Annotated in this window: 16 protein-coding genes; 8 read left to right on the top strand and 8 right to left on the bottom strand. The window is 40.5% G+C overall.

Annotated elements, in window-relative coordinates; translation table 11 throughout:
* Positions 1-301: 301 nt before the first annotated feature.
* The 4 genes from AAEY97_RS13115 to AAEY97_RS13100 form a co-directional block, all read right to left on the bottom strand.
* Positions 302-499, bottom strand: a complete 198-nt coding sequence (locus AAEY97_RS13115) for a DUF2986 domain-containing protein (RefSeq protein WP_011637061.1) — start codon at positions 497-499, stop codon at positions 302-304.
* A gap of 216 nt (positions 500-715) precedes the next feature.
* Positions 716-1,162, bottom strand: a complete 447-nt coding sequence (locus tag AAEY97_RS13110; protein ID WP_101087503.1) for a hypothetical protein — start codon at positions 1,160-1,162, stop codon at positions 716-718.
* A gap of 164 nt (positions 1,163-1,326) precedes the next feature.
* Complete coding sequence (locus AAEY97_RS13105; RefSeq protein ID WP_162022838.1) at positions 1,327-1,683, bottom strand: glutathione S-transferase N-terminal domain-containing protein; 357 nt, start codon at positions 1,681-1,683, stop codon at positions 1,327-1,329.
* Positions 1,684-1,803: 120 nt separating this feature from the next.
* The gene (locus tag AAEY97_RS13100; protein ID WP_350999261.1) at positions 1,804-5,274 is read right to left on the bottom strand and encodes a DUF748 domain-containing protein; all 3,471 of its coding nucleotides are present in this window, start codon (positions 5,272-5,274) and stop codon (positions 1,804-1,806) included.
* Positions 5,275-5,586: 312 nt separating this feature from the next.
* On the opposite strand from AAEY97_RS13100, the gene AAEY97_RS13095 reads away from it, so the two are divergent.
* From AAEY97_RS13095 to AAEY97_RS13080, 4 genes are all read left to right on the top strand, one after another.
* Complete coding sequence (locus AAEY97_RS13095; RefSeq protein WP_101087506.1) at positions 5,587-5,982, top strand: GNAT family N-acetyltransferase; 396 nt, start codon at positions 5,587-5,589, stop codon at positions 5,980-5,982.
* A gap of 146 nt (positions 5,983-6,128) precedes the next feature.
* Complete coding sequence (locus tag AAEY97_RS13090) at positions 6,129-6,836, top strand: DUF445 domain-containing protein (RefSeq protein ID WP_162022840.1); 708 nt, start codon at positions 6,129-6,131, stop codon at positions 6,834-6,836.
* Positions 6,837-6,931: 95 nt separating this feature from the next.
* Positions 6,932-7,282, top strand: coding sequence for a VOC family protein (locus AAEY97_RS13085; protein WP_101087508.1), 351 nt, complete (start codon positions 6,932-6,934; stop codon positions 7,280-7,282).
* A complete protein-coding gene (locus AAEY97_RS13080) occupies positions 7,263-7,460 on the top strand; it encodes a DUF1289 domain-containing protein (protein WP_350999258.1) in 198 nt (65 codons plus the stop codon). Before AAEY97_RS13085 ends, AAEY97_RS13080 begins: the two co-directional genes overlap by 20 nt.
* A 47-nt stretch (positions 7,461-7,507) precedes the next feature.
* Here the strand turns inward: AAEY97_RS13080 and AAEY97_RS13075 are convergent, their stop codons facing one another.
* Entirely contained in the window at positions 7,508-8,023 is a 516-nt protein-coding gene (locus tag AAEY97_RS13075) for a GNAT family N-acetyltransferase (RefSeq protein WP_350978737.1), read from the bottom strand.
* Positions 8,024-8,215: 192 nt separating this feature from the next.
* Here AAEY97_RS13075 and AAEY97_RS13070 point away from each other — a divergent pair, with 192 nt between their 5' ends.
* A complete protein-coding gene (locus AAEY97_RS13070; protein WP_011637070.1) occupies positions 8,216-8,968 on the top strand; it encodes a TerC family protein in 753 nt (250 codons plus the stop codon).
* 126 nt (positions 8,969-9,094) lie between these two features.
* Here AAEY97_RS13070 and asnB read toward each other — a convergent pair whose 3' ends face one another.
* Complete coding sequence (gene asnB / locus AAEY97_RS13065; protein WP_162022843.1) at positions 9,095-10,759, bottom strand: asparagine synthase B; 1,665 nt, start codon at positions 10,757-10,759, stop codon at positions 9,095-9,097.
* 635 nt (positions 10,760-11,394) lie between these two features.
* On the opposite strand from asnB, the gene AAEY97_RS13060 reads away from it, so the two are divergent.
* Entirely contained in the window at positions 11,395-11,796 is a 402-nt protein-coding gene (locus AAEY97_RS13060; protein ID WP_101087512.1) for an ACT domain-containing protein, read from the top strand.
* 153 nt (positions 11,797-11,949) lie between these two features.
* Here the strand turns inward: AAEY97_RS13060 and AAEY97_RS13055 are convergent, their stop codons facing one another.
* Positions 11,950-13,608, bottom strand: a complete 1,659-nt coding sequence (locus tag AAEY97_RS13055) for a M28 family metallopeptidase (RefSeq protein WP_350999253.1) — start codon at positions 13,606-13,608, stop codon at positions 11,950-11,952.
* A gap of 158 nt (positions 13,609-13,766) precedes the next feature.
* Positions 13,767-14,513, bottom strand: coding sequence for an HAD-IIA family hydrolase (locus tag AAEY97_RS13050; RefSeq protein ID WP_011637074.1), 747 nt, complete (start codon positions 14,511-14,513; stop codon positions 13,767-13,769).
* Between the two features lie 613 nt (positions 14,514-15,126).
* Here AAEY97_RS13050 and AAEY97_RS13045 point away from each other — a divergent pair.
* Positions 15,127-16,803, top strand: a complete 1,677-nt coding sequence (locus AAEY97_RS13045; protein WP_350999250.1) for an AMP-binding protein — start codon at positions 15,127-15,129, stop codon at positions 16,801-16,803.
* 1,451 nt (positions 16,804-18,254) lie between these two features.
* On the top strand, positions 18,255-18,665 hold the full coding sequence (locus AAEY97_RS13040; RefSeq protein ID WP_350978746.1) for a hypothetical protein: 411 nt from the start codon (positions 18,255-18,257) through the stop codon (positions 18,663-18,665).
* Positions 18,666-19,003 lie beyond the last annotated feature (338 nt).

Genomic DNA, 19,003 nt, shown 5'->3' with positions numbered 1-19,003 from the left:
ATGAGACTCAGTGAAGATGAGACTCAGTGAAGATGAGACTCAGTGAAGATGAGACTCAGTGAAGATGAGACTCAGTGAAGATGAGACTCAGTGTAGATGTGACTTAGTGAAGATGTGATTCAGTGTAGATGTGATTCTGTGTATATGCGATAGAGTTTACATGTGATTGGGATCGAGACGTGATGCTATGATAGATATTTAATCTCTGGCTAATGCCCACAGAGCTGATAATAAAAAGCCCCTATTTTTGGCCTTGACCAATAATAGGGGCTTTTTGATACTGACACCTTGTAAATGGGTGTTAGTCTTTGTCAGTTTCTGTGCTGGCTTCTGTGGCAACTGTTTGTTCAGCCGCTTCCGCTAACGCAATTTTCTCACGTTCAGCTTTAGAGATATAACGCTCAACAGGCTTGTTACTTGGGTTAGCCGGCACCACTTTATTTTGGCGAGCCTTGGCACGTTTGGCCAATTTTTTGATCATCTCTTGCTTTCTATTCATCTGATTTCTTACTTTGTAAACGACAAACTATTAATATCATTCTAGACGATACACGGCTTATCGGAGCGTGATGACACTGGTCTTGGAGCCTACGGCAACATCACGAGAAAATTTGGATGCTAATTTTAGCTTAATTGCTTAGCTGGATATAGTGTTTTATCCGTCAGCGACAATAATTAACCTATTAAGTCAGTTAAAGCTGCATCGGCTTGGCAATTAGGCGCCGAATTTTTTAATATCTTCAGCGGTAGCACCATCATTACATTCGCCACGAATTTCACCGCGCTCAGTTTCAACATAACGACTTAATTCAATAAAACCGGCTTTACAATAACCATTCATTTCGATGGTTTTTCTAAGACCCAGATCAATTTGTTGATGCCATAGTTCGAGGCGATTCTCTGCGTTACGTTGTTCAATTAAATAACTCTGTGCATCTTGTTTACTGCGAATTCTTCTTTCTAGCGGGGAATCACCAGGAATGCTGCGGTCAAGGGCGGTAGCTAATTTTGCTTTATAGACAAACAACTTAATCCCATTACCTTTAATTTGAGTACTGAATGCATCGCGAAACTGCCCCGCAAAGTCCATAGGATCAGGTTCGCTTGCGCTACAGGCGCTAAGCAGTATGAGACTGCAGATGATTAAGCTTATTTTTGACACTCATTACCTCATTCGTTCTTATGTTAAATGAAACTCGAATAAATGCTGCAATATATTATCATGACCTTTATTGATACAAGCATGGCCAGGGTAAAAATATTTCTACAGCAATATGTTAGCCACAGTGTTGAGATAAACTGTGGCGACATGACATAACCAGTGCTTTATGCGAAACGTTCGTTGAGGTAGCTGGTAATGGCTTTTGACTCATATAACCATTGGGTGTTGCCGTCTTGTTCGATACGTAAACAAGGCACTTGTAGCTTGCCACCTTGGCTTACTAACACGCTTTTGTTGTCATCTTGTTTGGCGTCGACTAAGTTAATGGTTAAATTTTGGCGACGCATATCACGACGAACCTTGACACAAAAAGGGCAGGCGGCGTATTGATACAATGCCAATGATTGAGTTTGTTGATCGACAATAGCTTGTTGATCTTGTGGACGTTGGCGCTTTTTAGGAGCAAACACAAAATTTAACAACAAAATAATTCGACCTAAAATCCAGCGAACGATAAACATAGATAACCTCAATCTTAACAATATTAATGATACATCATGATTACAAACGTTTGTGATTACTCGTTTGCAATGTATGCGCAGTCTACCCGATGTAGATAGCGGTTAACAGCCACAGACAGGTTATTTTACTTGTAGTTCAAGCAATGCTTCTGCGGCATCTTCTGCGGTGTTGATACGGCTTTCAAGCACAAATATTTTACCTGCATCAATTCCTGCTTGAGCAATTAAATAGGCTTTAACCGCTTTAGCGCGCTCTTGGGCTAAAAGGCCAAATTCATCTGCAGTAAACTGTTGGTGATTTTTAAGCATATTGTACAAACCAATGTGCCAACGCGTGATCAGCTCTGCTTCAGTCAGTTTTGGTTTTTTCTGCTGTAATTTTTGCTTGATGTCTAATGGATCCTGCGATAACTCTTGCTCAACCAATTGATACAATGCATCTGCTAATGGCCCCGTAACAGGGTATTTGCTGGCAGAGACACTTTTGGGGAAATCTTTGAATTTTATCCCCGCAGCGTTAGCCAGTTGCTTATGCAGTTTGGTTTCTGCTAATGCTTGTTTATCGTTAATTATGTCGATACTGCCTTTAATATTTAGATTAAGCAGCGGCCTGTCTATTAACGCTTTAGCCAGTTTGTCTAAGGTGCTTTTTTGTTTAAGTGAGATGTTGCTGCGTCCATACTCAAAACTGATTTTATCTATTTGTTCATCACTGCCCACAAGACCAGCTAAGAATGAAAACGGTGAGGTCACCGCTTTGGTTATGATATTGCCTAGTGCATTAATGATGATGCTACCAAAACTAAAGCTAGGAGAATCAATATCCCCAGACACATCAACGCCTAAATCAATTACGCCATGTCGGTCTTGCAATAATGCTATCGCTAATGTCACCGGTAGGCTGGTTGCTAAACTGCTGTTACTGCGTTTACCTAATTCGAGTTGATCAATCACTACATGATTACTGCCAACTAATTCATTGTTTTTAAGCTGATAGTTTAGATCCAGTGACAACTGACCTTTATCAATATAATAACCAGCATAAGTGCCCGAGTAAGGGTTAACCGAGGTGAGCTCTACTTTGTCAAAGTTCAAATTAAGGTCAAGATAAGGTTGTGCTAATAACGGGTTAACATCACCTTTTAACGTCACCGGTGCGTATTTGTCTATTTTTCCCGCTAAATCAACTGATGCAGTGGTTTCTGGATTTGATGATAAGTTGGTGATCTGGCCGTTAAGCATTTCAATGCCCGAAGCAAAATTGGGCGTTAACGAATTATCCGCAAAGAAGGCCGAGCTGTCTTTAAAGCCAATCTTATTAATGTTGAGCTTCATTTGTGGCGCATCGGTGGTGGATTGCTCATTGCCTGTCGATAAGGTCGCTTGTTCAGCTTTACTTGGACTAACAGCAACTTTATCTGTCTCAACACTATCTGTCTCGACACTAGCAGTGGTTTGTTTTACGTCTGCAGGAGTATTGATCAACTCGCTAATATTGGTGCTGCGGTCGGGTGAGATAATCAGGCGACTAAACAGCTTATCGAAGTTTATTTCATCAATATCAATGTTAGCTTGTTGGCGATCAAACGATAATTGGTTGATGTCCATGGTTTGCCATGTCAGCAAAGGTTGTTTTAACACGTTATCGTTAATGTGTAATTGACTGATGTTTGCACTGCCAGAGTAGGTTAGCGTGTCTTTAGCGTCTGCATGCAAAACACCCTTAGTGGAAAACATGCCATCTTCAATAGTGATATTGATGTAAGGAGCAATATAAGGTTGTAAACGTGACAGCAACATATTACTAAAGTCGATTTCAGCATTCACTGTTTGCGCTAATGCATCAACTTGTCCTGTTGACGTTAATAAGCTTTGTTGATTAATTCCTGCCGAAAATTGATAATCAATCGGGCTGGATAGATCTGATTTTATTACCCCAGTAGTGAGGTCAATCGGGCCGATTTGCCAAAGAATAATCTTATCACTGGCAATGCCTTCACCCAGTTTAACTTGATACTGCACGATACTGATTTTGTCTAGTGTGACTAACCAAGGGGAGTCAGCATCGATGGCGTTAGACGTTACTGCTGTTTTTTGTTGAGTCGTTTGTGAGTCTGTCTCAACTGTCGTTTCTTTCGTAGCATCTTGTGTCGCTGATGGTGGTGATTGCTGCGCTAATAGTGGTTCTGCATCTGTTTCTGTATCTGTTTTTGCAGTTGTATCGCTAGCTGCTTTTGTGTTGAGATCAGTGGTGACTTGTTTAACGGTCGCGATGGCTTTATCAGTAATGGTATCAGCCACATTTGTGCTGTCAGCTTTTTGCTCATCTGAGTTAGCTTTCTCTATATCTATAGTGCCTAAATCTGCAGTCTCTGAATCTATCGTGTCTGTAGTAGCTGATTCGGTAATAGCTGATTCGGTAATAGCAGACTCGGTAGTCGTTGAGGCTGTAGAAGATAAATCTGAGGTATCTACGGTAGTTGTTAACTCAGTGTCTTTAGGCAGCAATAAAGCAACCAAATCAGCACCAGTAGGAGTGATATTGAGTTTGATATTACCTTTTTCGGTATGGAACTCACCAATGCTAACGCGTTTTTTGTGGCTGTCTAAATTGATATTATTTAATGCTAAGACATCAATGGCGATTTTTTCATCTTGCTGATGTAACGCTTTAAAACGTTTAATCACTATCTGTGCTTTGGTGACATTGATATGGCTTATTGGTGCTAAGTTTTTGTCTTGCAATATCACGTCATACTGTCCGTTTAGGCTCAGCGTGCCTTCAGCTAAGTTAATCGCAAACAGTTGATCAATAAAAGACCAGTAACGTGATAAATCAATTCCAGTCACCTTAACATCGCCTTTTATTGCCAGGGGCGCTAATTGGAATTGCCCTTGCAATGCGACCGAGCCTTTGAATTGATCTTCTATGCGTAAGTTATAACGATTTACTTGGTCTTGCTTGTCGTTTAACGCACTACTCAAGCTATTGAATTGTGCCAATGACACATTGATGTTGGGATAATTAATGTGGGTATCTGTGACGTTGTCGTCTAGGGTAAACACGCCTTGTTGGATCTGAATATTAGCAATGTTTATCGCCGGTATAACACTCGGTTCAGTACTCATTGGTGTTGGCTGACTATTTTGGCTTAGGCGAGTAATAATGTCACTGAAGTTAAATACAACTTGTTGATTTGCCGTTTCAGTACGCGCCACTCTAAAGGTGGGTTGTTGTAGACGGATATCTTCAATCACTATCGCCCAAGATGAGATCGATTGCCATAATTGAATGTTGCCATAGGCCGCGGCGAATGACGCAAACGTTTTCGGGCTATCAAGTTCGTTGATTTCAAAACCCGATACCGCTAGTTCTAACGTAAATGGGTTGATACTAATGTCTTGTAGGGTAACGTTTCTGCCTAATTGCTCGGTTAATATCGTTGGTGCTTGTTGTTTGGCAATATATGGAATCAATCCGCCGAGAACAGCACAACCCAATAGATAAACAGTTAATCCATAAAGGGCAAATTTTAGAATACGAGAGCGCGGTGTAACCGCTGAGCGCAATTGCGCAAAAAACGAGGTCATAAGAGGTAATCTTGATACAAAACAGTGGCAACAGCTGACTATTTTACCAAAAAAACAATCGTAACGAATGATTATTTTGTCAGGATAATAGATTAATTTACATTTATGTTTATTGATGTTAACTTTATATTTAAGCTTATGTAATTAATAGATTTTTCTATTTGTCTTTTTTATATAGGTTCATTTTGTTTTGTGCGTTAAACACTTACAGTGACATATTGTTTTAACCTGATGGCTTGATGCCATTACTTAATAGGCATGATATCTGCGATATTCATACGCGGTATTTAATCCTCTTTTCAAGGATGAGAAATGCAAATACGTCTAGCTTCGAGCATCGATTTAGAACCATTGAGCCTGCTATTTGATCTATATCGGCAGCAACTACAACAGCCCTCTGACTATCCAGCGTGTCATCATTTTTTGAAGCATCGCTTGGCCGAAAATGATTCGATGATTTTTGTCTCCATCAGAGACGATGAAATGGTGGGCTTTATTCAATTATACCCGTCGTTTTCTTCATTGCGCCTTGCTCCTGTGTGGTATTTGGAAGATGTGTTTGTAAAACCTCAATATCAGCAGCAGGATGTTGTTAGCCAAATGTACCAAAAGGCTCAGTTGTTGGCACAAAGTACTGGGGTATTATTGATTAACCACCATGATTCCCAAGTGCCTATCGAACCTGAATCCTTAAGTTGTACGGCGTAAATTGATCAGTATTATTTGCTTACCATTAACCATGGTAATTAAGTCTGTGATGAGATGAACGATGAATTATGTAGACCTCAGTTATTTCTGATAAAATAGCTGAGGTTTTTTATTATTTTATCATCATAGATGTTAAGGAAAAGAGATTGAATAAGAGCGTATTAACCAACCTTATCGCGGCTGTCTTTATGCTGGTTGGGTATGTGTTACAACAACAAATTGTCATGACAATAGGGTTATTTGCGTTGTCGGGTGCATTAACCAACTGGTTAGCAATCCATATGTTGTTTGAAAAAGTCCCCGGTTTGTATGGTTCCGGTGTGGTTCCATCACGATTTGAAGAGTTTAAAGCGGGCATTAAACATTTAATGATGCAGCAATTTTTTACTCAAGAGAATATCGATCGCTTTTTGACAACCAGTAGTGCCAGTAGTATTGATTTAACCCCTGTGATTGAAAAAATTGATTTAGCGCCATCATTTGATGCATTAGTGTCGACTATCGAAAAGTCATCATTTGGTGGCATGTTAGCGATGTTTGGTGGAACCGAGGCGTTGATCCCACTGAAAGAGCCATTTATTGAAAAAATGAAACTGTCGTTAGTTGAACTGGCTCAAAGTGAAGAGTTCAATGCTATTTTAGTCAATGAGCTTGAAAAGCCAGATGTTATCGCAGATATGCAAGCTAAAGTGGCCAATATTGTTGAACAGCGTTTAAATGAACTTACGCCAGAATTAGTGAAACAAATCATTCAAGACATGATTAAAACCCATTTGGGTTGGTTAGTTGTGTGGGGTGGTGTGTTCGGCGGTATTATTGGTGCCGTAGCGGCATTGCTGCAGCAATACAGTTAACCCCAAAAACGTATTATTTTCATGGCGTTGTCTGCCATATGATATTGTCTGCCATATAATATTGTCAGCCAAATAACAGAGTAACAGAGGTGAGTATGAGTCAACATCATAGTATTAATTATTTAGAAATACCCGTGAGAGACCTCATCGCAACCAAAGCCTTTTTTACTCAGGTTTTTGGTTGGCAGTTTCAAGACTATGGTCCTCAATACAGTTGTTTTTTGCAGGTCGGAATTGATGGTGGCTTTTATCAAGCAGACTCTCAATTCACCTTAGCAAACGGCAGTCCGTTAATTGTGCTTTATAGCCAAGATTTAGCCGCCACAGAAGCTAAAATTATTCAGGCTGGTGGACTCATCACCAAAGCTGTATTCAGTTTTCCTGGCGGTAGACGTTTCCATTTTACCGACGTTAATGGTAACGAATATGCCGTCTGGTCAGAATAAAGACAATCAAATTGCCTCACCTTGTGTGAGGCAATGTTGTTTAGATCAACAGGATATCTGTTTAGGTTGCCATCGCTCGCTCGATGAGATTCTGGCTTGGCATACAATGGACCAACAACAAAAAAGCGCATTGCTGGAAACGTTACAACAACGCGCTATCGCGCGTAAAAAACGCTAGTAGGCCGCTAATCTATAATTGTTGAGCACTACAAATATCGTATTGAGCTACACCGCAGTTGGGTTGGTTCTCGGTTCGGTATCGGTTCTAAATAAGCTAAACCCGCGAGCTTGGTAGTTTTGTAAAGCGCTTGGGTGATCTAATGAGCAAGTATGCACCCAAACACGGCGGGTGTTAGGTAGCGACCACGCTTGTTCAATAGCTTGAGTCAGTAAATAGCCGCCAAAGCCTTTACCGATAAAGCGTTCACTTAAACCAAAATACATAATCTCGACAGTCGCGTCACCTTGTTGCTGCAACTCAAAGTAACCCGCTGGTGCACCGTCTTTATACGCGACAAACAAATGCAAATTATCCGCTTCGCTGTATTCCTGCCATTGGCTATCGGACAAGGCTAATTTATCTGTCCACTCCCACGCAGCACCCACAAATTGATATAAAAAACGATTGAATTGATATTGTTTTATTTTCACCTCAACCACGGTTAAGCCGTTGGCATCATGTTTAGGTTTTAATTGACTGCGGTCGGTCATCTCAAGATTAAAAATGCTGATGTCTGTCATGGTATCTCAATATAAATAAAGTTTATTTCTTAAAACTAACTTTTAAAATCATTCATAGCAAATTTAAAATAAATGCTTAGAAAAAATATATTTTCACAAAACAAATGTTGTCTATTGTGGTTAATTTTTGGCTAATGTAGATTCTCTGCGAGAGTAACCTATGGCAATGTAATTCAATTATAGAGGTAGTATATGTTCGAATGGATAGCAGATCCGCAAGCATGGGTGGCACTTTTAACCCTGATAGCACTCGAGATTGTACTAGGTATCGATAATATTATTTTTATCTCGATTGTGGTTGGAAAGTTACCTGTTCATCAAAGAGATAAAGCAAGACTTATCGGGATAGGTTTAGCGATGGTAGCTAGGTTAGGTCTACTATTAAGTTTATTTTGGATCATGGGACTCGTAGAGCCTATTTTCACCTTGCTAGATAATGCTATTTCAGGCCGTGATTTGATTTTAATTTTTGGCGGTTTATTTTTATTAGCCAAATCAACTCATGAAATTCATACGAGCTTTGATATTCCGACTGAATCAACTCATGGTGTTGCACAAGTTGGCTTTTACTCAGTGTTAATTCAAATCGCGATTCTCGATATTGTATTTTCATTAGATTCAGTCATTACTGCTGTTGGCTTGGTTGATAATATATCGATTATGGTTATTGCTATCGTTTTATCTGTCATTGTGATGTTGTTCGCCGCCAAACCAATCAGTATATTTGTTGAAGAAAATCCGACGATTAAAATGCTCGCATTGTCATTTTTATTGTTAATCGGATTCACTTTAGTTGCTGAGGGACTCGATTTCCATGTACCAAAGGGATACATCTATTTTGCAATGGCATTCTCGTTAACGGTGGAACTTATCAACATAAAAATCAAAAAGAGAAAAGAAACTGGCACTATTCATCTCAATAAAAAAATGTCAGAAAATGACTAGTTTTATATGAATGGTTTTAGATCGTAATTTTTTACAATAAAAAGCACACCATTAATGGGTGTGCTTTTCTGTTAATGCCATCTGCTCTTAAAATGCGTTTACATTTTAAGAGCAGAGCACGTAATGCTAATATGCGCTAGCGTGAACGTTTTTAACTGCACGGCCCGATGGGTCGTTAAGCCCTTGTAAACTTACATCCCACAATAGTGCTTCAGGGGTTGAACAGGCAACTGTTTTTCCACCTGGCACTGTTTCAGCGGCACTGGCTAATGGGAAAAACTCTTCAAAGAAGCTGCGGTAAAAATAGGCTTCTTTCGACTCTGGCGTGTTGTATGGGAAACGGAATTTTGCGTTAGCAAATTGCACGTCATCTACGTTTTCTGCCGCATGAGCTTTTAAGCCATCAATCCACGAGTAACCTACGCCGTCACTGAACTGCTCTTTTTGGCGCCATACCACTTCTTTAGGTAATTTGTGCTCAAACGCTTGACGTAAAATGTGCTTCTCGATACGACCATCTTTAGACATCTTCGCTTCAGGGTTAATGCGCATTGCTACGTCAATAAACTCTTTATCTAAGAAAGGCACACGTGCTTCAAGTCCCCATGCTGCCATAGCTTTGTTGGCACGCAAGCAATCAAATAAATGCAGCTTATCAAGCTTACGGACTAATTCTTCATGGAACGCTTGGGCGTTAGGCGCTTTATGGAAATACAGGTAGCCACCAAATAGTTCGTCAGCACCTTCGCCAGACAACACCATTTTAATGCCCATGGCTTTAATTTTACGTGCCATTAAATACATTGGCGTAGCGGCACGGATAGTGGTTACGTCGTACGTTTCTAAGTGATAAATCACTTCTTTAATTGCATCTAAGCCTTCTTGGAAGGTATACACAATAGGGTGATGAATTGTGCCAATGGCATCTGCCACTTTTTGCGCTGCGACTAAATCTGGAGACTCAGCTAACCCTACGGCAAATGAATGCAGTTGTGGCCACCATGCGCCGGTTTCGCCGTCGTTTTCAATACGGTGTTTTGCATATGTTTGTGTAATGGCAGAAATCACTGATGAATCTAGGCCACCAGACAATAATACTCCGTAAGGAACATCAGACATTAACTGGCGTTTTACCGCGGCTTCTAATGCTTCACGTAATTCTTCAATGCTAGCTGGGTTATCTTTAACGGCATCAAAATCGCGCCATTCACGGTGATAATACTGGGTTGGTTTACCGTCTGCAGAATATAAATACTGTCCTGGGTAAAACTCAGCAACCGTTTTACATACTGGCATTAATGCTTTCATTTCAGAAGCAACGTAGAAGTTACCAGATGCATCTAGACCTGTATAAAGTGGGATAATGCCCATGTGGTCGCGACCGATTAAGTACGTGCCTTTGGCTTTGTCATACAGTACGAATGCGAAGATACCGTTCAGTTTGTCTAAAAAGTCACAACCGTATTCTTGGTACAGTGATAAGATCACTTCGCAATCTGAGTTAGTTTGATACTGGTATTTGTCACCTAGCTGAGCTTTTAACTGCTTGTGGTTATAAATTTCACCGTTTACGGCTAACACTATGTTGCCATCAAGGCTGATAAGTGGCTGCGCTCCGTGGTCAACGTCAACAATCGATAAACGTTCATGCGCTAAAATGGCTTTGTCATCAGCATATATGCCAGACCAATCTGGGCCGCGGTGACGCAGCAGTTTTGACATTTCTAACGCCACTTGGCGAAGTTTGCTTGCATCAGTTTTGATGTCTAAAATTGAAAATATTGAACACATAATACGGCTCCAGCAGCGTTGGCTAATCTTTATCTGGTTCCTACTTTGCCAGTATTTTGGTTAACTGCCAAGCTTGTTTTTTGAGATAACATCATAAATATAGCTATTTTAATGATTTTATCTCTTTTAAATATCTTTTTATTTGAGCAATGTTTTGTTAAGTGTCATTTTTATTGAGATATCTTTATTTTTATCGTGATTATGGCTATTTTTTTTAAGATTTCATAATCAAATACCACTAAAAGCCATAATTGCACTAATGCTGTGCGTATGATGTTTATTTGAACAAAAGTGGGGCTTAATGGTCATTTAACGCCTTTAACGTAGCCATAATCGTGCCTACGTGGCATGTTGATGCGCGATAATGGGGCTTCAATTCACTCGGTGATAGTCAACCAAGCAGCGCTAAACTTGTTAAGTGTTTTAATACTGGATAGGGTTATGTTGATCACTTCTGTTAGTCACTTCTGTTAGTCACTTCTGTTAGTCACTTATATTGGTCACTTATGTGTAGCAGGCAGCAAAGCTGCATTTACGTTAAGCCACATTTTATTAAGGCTGGCGCTTTTTATTGCAACACAAGAGCGTGATCCATAAAATCGCTTTATAACGGAAACATATTTAAGGAAAAAAGTATGGTAGGTGAAACAAATTTAACGGCATTACTTGCATCGATGTCACCGGTATTATTAGATGACGAATACGTTTTTTGCTCAGTGCCGGGCGGCCAATATGGCGATTATCAAACTTTATCGCCACTCGCGACGTTTCGCGAATCTGAAGGGCTGACATTAGTATTAACCAAAGCGGCTGCTATAGAGGGCGGCTTGTCTTTTGAATCAGTATTTAAAGGCATTACCTTAACGGTACACTCTAGTCTGGATGCCGTTGGTTTAACGGCTGCAGTGGCCAATAAACTCACCGAAAAAGGCATTAGCGCTAATGTTATTGCCGCTTATTATCATGACCATATTTTTGTGCAAACAGAAAAGGCGGCTTTAGCCATCGAAGCGCTAAATGAATTTAGTAAAGTGTAAGTCAGGTTATCTAGAGGCTTAGCTTAGATACTCATAACACAAAGATTAATGACACAGATGCTAATAGCCAGTACTAACCAAATGCCAATAAAAAAAGCCCATCAAATACATGATGGGCCAATCCTTGGGGGGAAGGAATAGGGTGGTGCGGTACTAATCTGCAGGACGTAATTGATTAAATTCAGAACCGGCAAAGTATCCTGGCCAATCTTGGTTATTACCTAACTCAGCAGCGGCTTGGTAGTACACGCCTAAATCTTGTAATGAACCGGATAAATCCCATTCAGGACGATAATGATCGCAAACGTTATGGTAACAACCCTTCATTTTGACCAGCATTGCCGTTTTGTATTGTGCGGTAGCTTCATCAAGCGGTTCGTTACCACCACCGGCAAATACTGCTGGCACGCCTAATTTAGCAAAGCTGAAGTGATCTGAACGGAAAAAGCCGCCTGATGCAGGGTTTAGCTCACCTTGGCTGGTACGATTTTGTTTAGCGACAGCGCGGTCTAAATAGTTTTCTAACTCAGACTGGCCTTTACCGACAATCGTGTAATCTTTGGTTTTACCATAAATATTGGTGCTGTCGAGGTTAAATACAGCCACGGTTTTATCAATTGGATAAATTGGGTTTGCAGCATAATAACGTGAGCCTAATAAGCCTTGTTCTTCACCCGTAGTGGCAATAAAGGTTAATGAACGGGCTAAGCCATGCCCTTGTTTAGCTTGCTGGGCAAACTGGCGGGCAATTTCTAAAATACCGGCGGTACCAGTGGCATTATCTAACGCACCATTATAAATTTGGTCGCCGTCTTTGGTTTCATCGGTACCGATATGATCCCAATGGGCAGTAAATAAAATCTGCTCATCAGCTTGTTTGCTGCCAGCTAATGTTGCAACCACATTATAACTGTCGGCATATTCCGCTTTATTGGCAAATTCAATGCTGGCTGTTTGGGCTAAATCGACATTGAGTGAATTGGTAGCGGCGCGATCCATTAATGACGTTAATGACAAGCCCGCTTTATCGAATAAGGCCGTAGCACTGTCTAAGGTTAACCAACCTTCAACTTGGACCCGCTGATCTTGTTCTGCTTTGCTTTGAACTAAATCTTGTTGAGCACCGGTCCAGCTGTTTTCAACTACCGACCAAGGGTAAGAGGCAGGTTCGGTATCATGAATAATAATTGCGCCTAACGCGCCTTGGCGACTGGCTTCTTCAAATTTATAGCTCCAACGACCATAGTAAGTCATCGCCTTACCATTAAACTTGGCACCTTCAGGATGTGCAAAGCCTGGATCATTGACTAAAATGATGGCAATTTTGCCTTTCATGTTGAGATCTTGGTAATCATTCCAGCCATATTCAGGCGCATTAATACCGTAACCAACAAACACTAATGGCGCATCTTTAATACTCACCTGGCTACTATCGTGACGACTGCTTAACACGATATCTTGGCGGTACTGTAAATCCAACCCCGCTAAAGTAACCTGCTGTTGTTCGCTAGCGGTGTAGCTCACCATTGGAACCGGTTGCAAAAAACTGCCTTTATAAGCGCCTTTAAGCCCCATTTGGGTGAAGGCGGCAGACAAATACTCTATGGTGAGCTTTTCGCCTTGGGTTGTTGGCGCGCGACCTTCAAACTTATCCGACGATAATGTTTCTATATCGGTTCTAAAGCGTTGTTCGTCAAAGGTTACCGCAGTCACTTTAGCCGGAATAATATCGTCGGTTGCAGCGTGTTTAGCATCATCGCCGTTACATGCTGACAGTAAGGCAATGGCGCAAAAAGGAAACAATCGTTTCATGCTATGTCCTGTTATTGTTATTCGTTTTTATTTCAGACAAGCATAATGAAGCAAGCCAGTGCTTGAAAACAAGTTCACTGGCTTGGAATTGTGTTACCTAATGTAAATTGTGTCTTGGGTGCTCAGCTTATTAACTGGCGGACATTAACTGGTGCTAATTAAACGACGTCGATATCGCCAGCGCAGGCAAACACATGATTTGGTCTGAAAGGTTCTTTGTCTATATCACTCATTTGGCTTACGCCAGTCGTCACCAGAATCGTTTCTAGACCCGCTTGGAAGCCAGCCAGAATATCGGTGCGCATGTTATCGCCAATAATAACGGTGTTTTCAGAATGTCCCTGTATATGATTCAACGCCGAGCGGATAATCCACGAGCTAGGCTTACCCACATAAAATGGCATCTTACCTGTGATACGCTCAATGGCTGCACATAATGCGCCACATGCTGGGCTAAATGCAGGGCCGTGGGTGTCTGGGTTGGTGGCAATAAAGCGTGCACCGCCAGCAACAAAACGAGATGCTTTATGGATCATATCCCAGTTGTAAGAGCGGGTTTCACCGACAATGACAAAGTCTGGATTAATATCCGTTATGGTGAAACCGGCATTGTAAAGTTCGTGTGTAAGCGCACCTTCGCCAATTACATAGGCTTTATTGCCGGTTTGGTGTTTTAGAAAGTCTGCCGTAGCCATGGCTGAGGTATAAAAACAGGTTTCTGGTACATTAATACCTGCAGCGCCGAGTCGATTTTGTAAGTCTTTGCCAGTTTGAACGGGATAATTAGTGAGGATAACCAGCGGATTACCTTGTTCAAGTACGCGGTGAATAAACTTGTCGCTTCCAGGGATTAGCTTGTTGTCATGCAGTAGCACACCATCAATATCGCAAATAATATTTTTCATTCAGTCATTTCTTCCTTCAAATACAACCTGCTTACATCTAATGCTAATTCAATTCAGAAAACAACGATTAAATATAAAAAATGCCTGTTAGGTGATTGATTTACTCTTTGAGAGTTGGAGATATTGGTTGCAGGTTGCAGGTTGCAGGTTGCAGGTTGAGGAGTAGGGGATATTGATTATAGCGTTTGCTGTTGTCGATATGGCTGCGGCCACTAACGTCCTGGCGCGTCACACCAGATCAAGAGAAACGGCCCAGCCACTCCGCAACATTTTCTCTATTGACTTAAACAACAGATATGGAAAAGTCGCCATGGCGATTTATCCTGCTTTTTTGTTCATGTGTCTGACTAACGAAGCTTACTTTAACAACAACCTCTGATACATGTATTTGCCACAGTAGAAACTGTCATGATAATGCAGTAGCTGAATGTTTTTTTATTGATGAATAAAGATAGAGTTAGGCGGAAAAGCGATAAAAGCAGGGATGAGTCACACTCCGAGAGATTAACTACTGATAACCCCCTAGAACAGTAGTTAATTCATTGAATTCAGTCTATTATTTTTATACTGATTAGGTAAATTAATTTACAATAGTGATGTTTAAACAACATTAATGATGGCTATAATGACAAATGATAAACCGTGGCTAACACAATATCCTGAGGATGTGCCCGCAAAAATAGATTCAAGTATGTATAACAATATCAATGATTTGTTTAAAGAGTCTTTTAGTGTGCATGCTAAAAAAGCAGCATATATTAATATGGGACATAGCTTATCCTACCAAGATCTCGAAAGTAAAAGTAACGCTTTTGCTGCTTATCTACAATCTGAACTAAAAATGAAAAAAGGCGAACGAATCGCCTTGATGATGCCTAATTTATTGCAATATCCCATCACTATTTTAGGAGCATTAAAAGCAGGACTCATTATTGTCAATGTTAATCCACTTTATACCCCTCGAGAATTAAAGCATCAATTACGAGACTCAGGGGCCAGTGCTATTGTTGCCGTAACAAATTTTGGTAATAACCTTCAGCAAATACTGCATGAGACTAACATTAAGCATGTTATGTTAACCAAAATCGGAGATGAGTTAGCTATGCACAAGCGTACATTGGTTAACTTTCTTATCAAACATGTCAAAAAAATAGTGCCTAAATATCATATTCCCGACGCTATTTCATTGCGTAGAGCATTAACCGAAGGCAAAAAACTTCCCTTTATTGATCCCCAAATAACAGTAGATGATTTAGCATATCTCCAATATACAGGTGGAACGACGGGTCCTGCGAAAGGGGCAATGCTGACTCATAGTAATATTATTTCTAATGTTCTACAGGTTCATGCTCATTTTAGCCCAAGAACCTTATATGATAAGGAATATGCAGTAACCCCACTTCCGCTTTATCACATTTTTGCCAACTCAGTGAGTATGATGTTTATGCTCTTTCTCGGTGCAACCAATTTACTCATTACCAACCCAAGAGATATAGATGGTTTCGTAGTAGATTTAAGTAAATATCCATTCACAATGGTTTTTGGTTTAAATACACTTTTTAATGGTCTAAACAATCATGCTGGTTTTCAAAAATTAGATTTTAGTCACGCTCGTTTTACTATTGCAGGTGGAATGCCGACGCAGAAACATATTGCTGATCGTTGGCAACAGCTCACTGGAATGCCTGTCATAGAAGGTTATGGCTTAACTGAATGTTCCCCGGTAGTCGCAGCAGGTACTCATCAACAACAATCATTTATTTCTTCAATTGGTGTCCCTTTACCCAGCACTGAACTTCGTATCGTTAATGATGAACATGAACCTTTAGGTCCTAACCAAATTGGTGAAATTCAAATTAGAGGGCCCCAAGTGATGAAAGGCTATTGGCAACAAGAAGCCGAAACTAATACTGTAATGCATACAGGAGGTTGGTTAAGCTCTGGCGATATAGGAAGAATGGATGACGATGGGGTTTTTTATATTGAAGACCGTAAAAAAGATATGATTCTAGTATCGGGATTTAATGTTTTTCCAACTGAAATTGAAGAAGTTGCAACCCTTCACCCTCACATCATCGAAGCTGCGGCCATTGGCATTCCTGATGACGTCACAGGAGAGATAGTTAAATTATTTATTGTACGCAAAGGTAATGTGACCGTTGATGAAATAAAAAAACATTGTAGAAAATATCTTACCGGTTATAAAAACCCAAGGATAATTGAATTTAGAGATGAATTGCCAAAATCAAATGTTGGCAAGATCTTACGTCGAGAATTGCGAGATTCATAGGCGCTATTACTGACGTGCTAAGGATAATCAACATATTTGGTATTGATATGAGGCGCAGCCGAACAAATCCGACGAAACCTCATTCACATGCTGACTGAGGTTCTCGTCAACGTCCATTTCAGCAATTTGGTGCGAGAAAGGCCATGTGAGCTTCACGCATTCTTGTATAAAGAGTTTTCAACGGCCTCAAGTTCAGAGTTGAATCACACCTTTTGAAAGTAAAATCTTTAACTTATGTATGCCCCAAAGTTGGTTAGGCTATGGCCTGCGGCCACTAACGTCGTGGCGCTTCACCCACACCAGAGCAAATGGGTAAAGCGCTTGTACCCCTTTGCAAACCCTCAGCGTTCCGGCAACATTTTCTGAACAGCGAAAATGTCGCGACGGAAATTAATCTAGCTTTTGGCCTCGTTTGAATCCTTCTTCGGTCAACTCTTTATAGTAAAGAATGAAAATGCTAACGCTTCCTATGGTACATCCTGTACCGCGAAAGCTAAGCTCACCATCCATGGCCAGCTCACGTATTCTTTTATAAAGAGTCTTCAACGTGCTCAAGTCCAGAGTTGAATCACACCATTTCCAAGTCAAGAAAACTAACTCGTTTTTGCCCCAAAATTTGTTTGGGCTATGGCCTACGGCCACTAACGTCGTGGTGCTTCGCCCACACCAGACCAAGAGGAAACCAACGGCTGTTCCCTCTTGGATCACCCAGCCGCCCCGCAACATTTTCGCTATTTACGAAACAACAGCTGCGAAAAGGTCGCCATGGGGTAGATCCAGCTTTTAACTTCATTTGAATCCAGCTTCGCCCTTATTCGAAAATGCTAACGCTTCCGATAGGCCATCCCTGGCCAACGAAAGCTAGCCTGACGTCCTGTCAGGCTCACGCTATTTTCTTCAACGTGCTCAAGTCCAGAGTTGAATCACACCATTTCCAAGTCAAGAAAACTAACTCATTTATGACCCAAAGTTTGTTTCAAATATGAACCTGTGGCCACATCATTCCAGACGAAAAATGCTAAAAAGTGCATAATTTTCGATGGGGATCGTACTACTTAACACTTCATCAGTATCTGGCTTATAAATATCGAATAAGTATCCTGTGTAAGGAATATTTCCCACCTTTATGTTGTGTGTACTGTATACAAAAACAGTTGTAATGGTTTTTAGTGTTTTTTTAAGTTAAATCGGCTAATAAGTAAATTAAAGTAGTACGATAAATAATTTGTTTATTTTGTAATACATTGAAATAAATGTGTTTTTATTTCCTGCTGAATATTGAGTCCACTTTTAACGCGCAACCTCGCTTTTATTTGTCAGTGGCGTTAAATAAAACTGCTTTACATCAAGAAGATAGTAAATGTAGGATGATATTAATCAATAACTTAAAAGGGCGACTTTAATTTTTTTTGCCCTTCAATAAGCTGTTATGCACTTTTTGGAGTAACCGCATGGAAGCAATAACAAATAATCTGGGTGATCCATCCTGGTGGTTCACAGGAATATTCTTCACGGTAGCGGGTGTGCTGCTTGCTAAATTTTCGCACCACATCCCTAACGTGCTAAAAAACTTACTCAAAGGTGTTATTACTCGACGGACAATTAAAATAAAAAACACACGATTCAACCAAAGCCTCGTTAACTATCAAATCGCAAGAACCAACTCATACTTTATAATTTTCATAATTATTTGCTGCCTTTATTCTACGTGGCTTGTATCAGGCTCATTTCTAATTATTGTAAAAGCTTCACCATGGCTGGCAGTGGCATTGAGCACCCCCATATACATATCTGAAATACTTTGGCTAATTCAAGATGGTTATACGAAAGAACTCGCAAGATCTCGCGGTAAAATCGCATAACAAGGCGCTCAAATCGCTCGCTTCGCTCACTGGGACTGGCTAAAGCCAGCCCCTTAGCTTAATCGTTTAACTAGGCCGCTGCGCGGAGCCAAATGCTGACTCAATCGAGTGTATTAACCTCATTGAATCAGTTAGACTTAAAAAAGAAGTGATGGAACACCATAATGACAAGGGAATTTCAATGAAATACGTACAAACCAAGCCATATTATCAGTTCAAAACTGCTCAGCAGCCCAGAGCCAGCATCAAAAAAGAAAATTCCTATAGCATAAAGCGTACCAATTAACCTGGACTCGGCAACGGCCAAGTCCAACAAGCGGTTTGTGCCATGCAAACAG

The organism is Shewanella sp. TB7-MNA-CIBAN-0143 (assembly GCF_040310065.1).
Taxonomy (GTDB): domain Bacteria; phylum Pseudomonadota; class Gammaproteobacteria; order Enterobacterales; family Shewanellaceae; genus Shewanella.
This window is presented reverse-complemented; position numbering and strand designations above follow the sequence as displayed.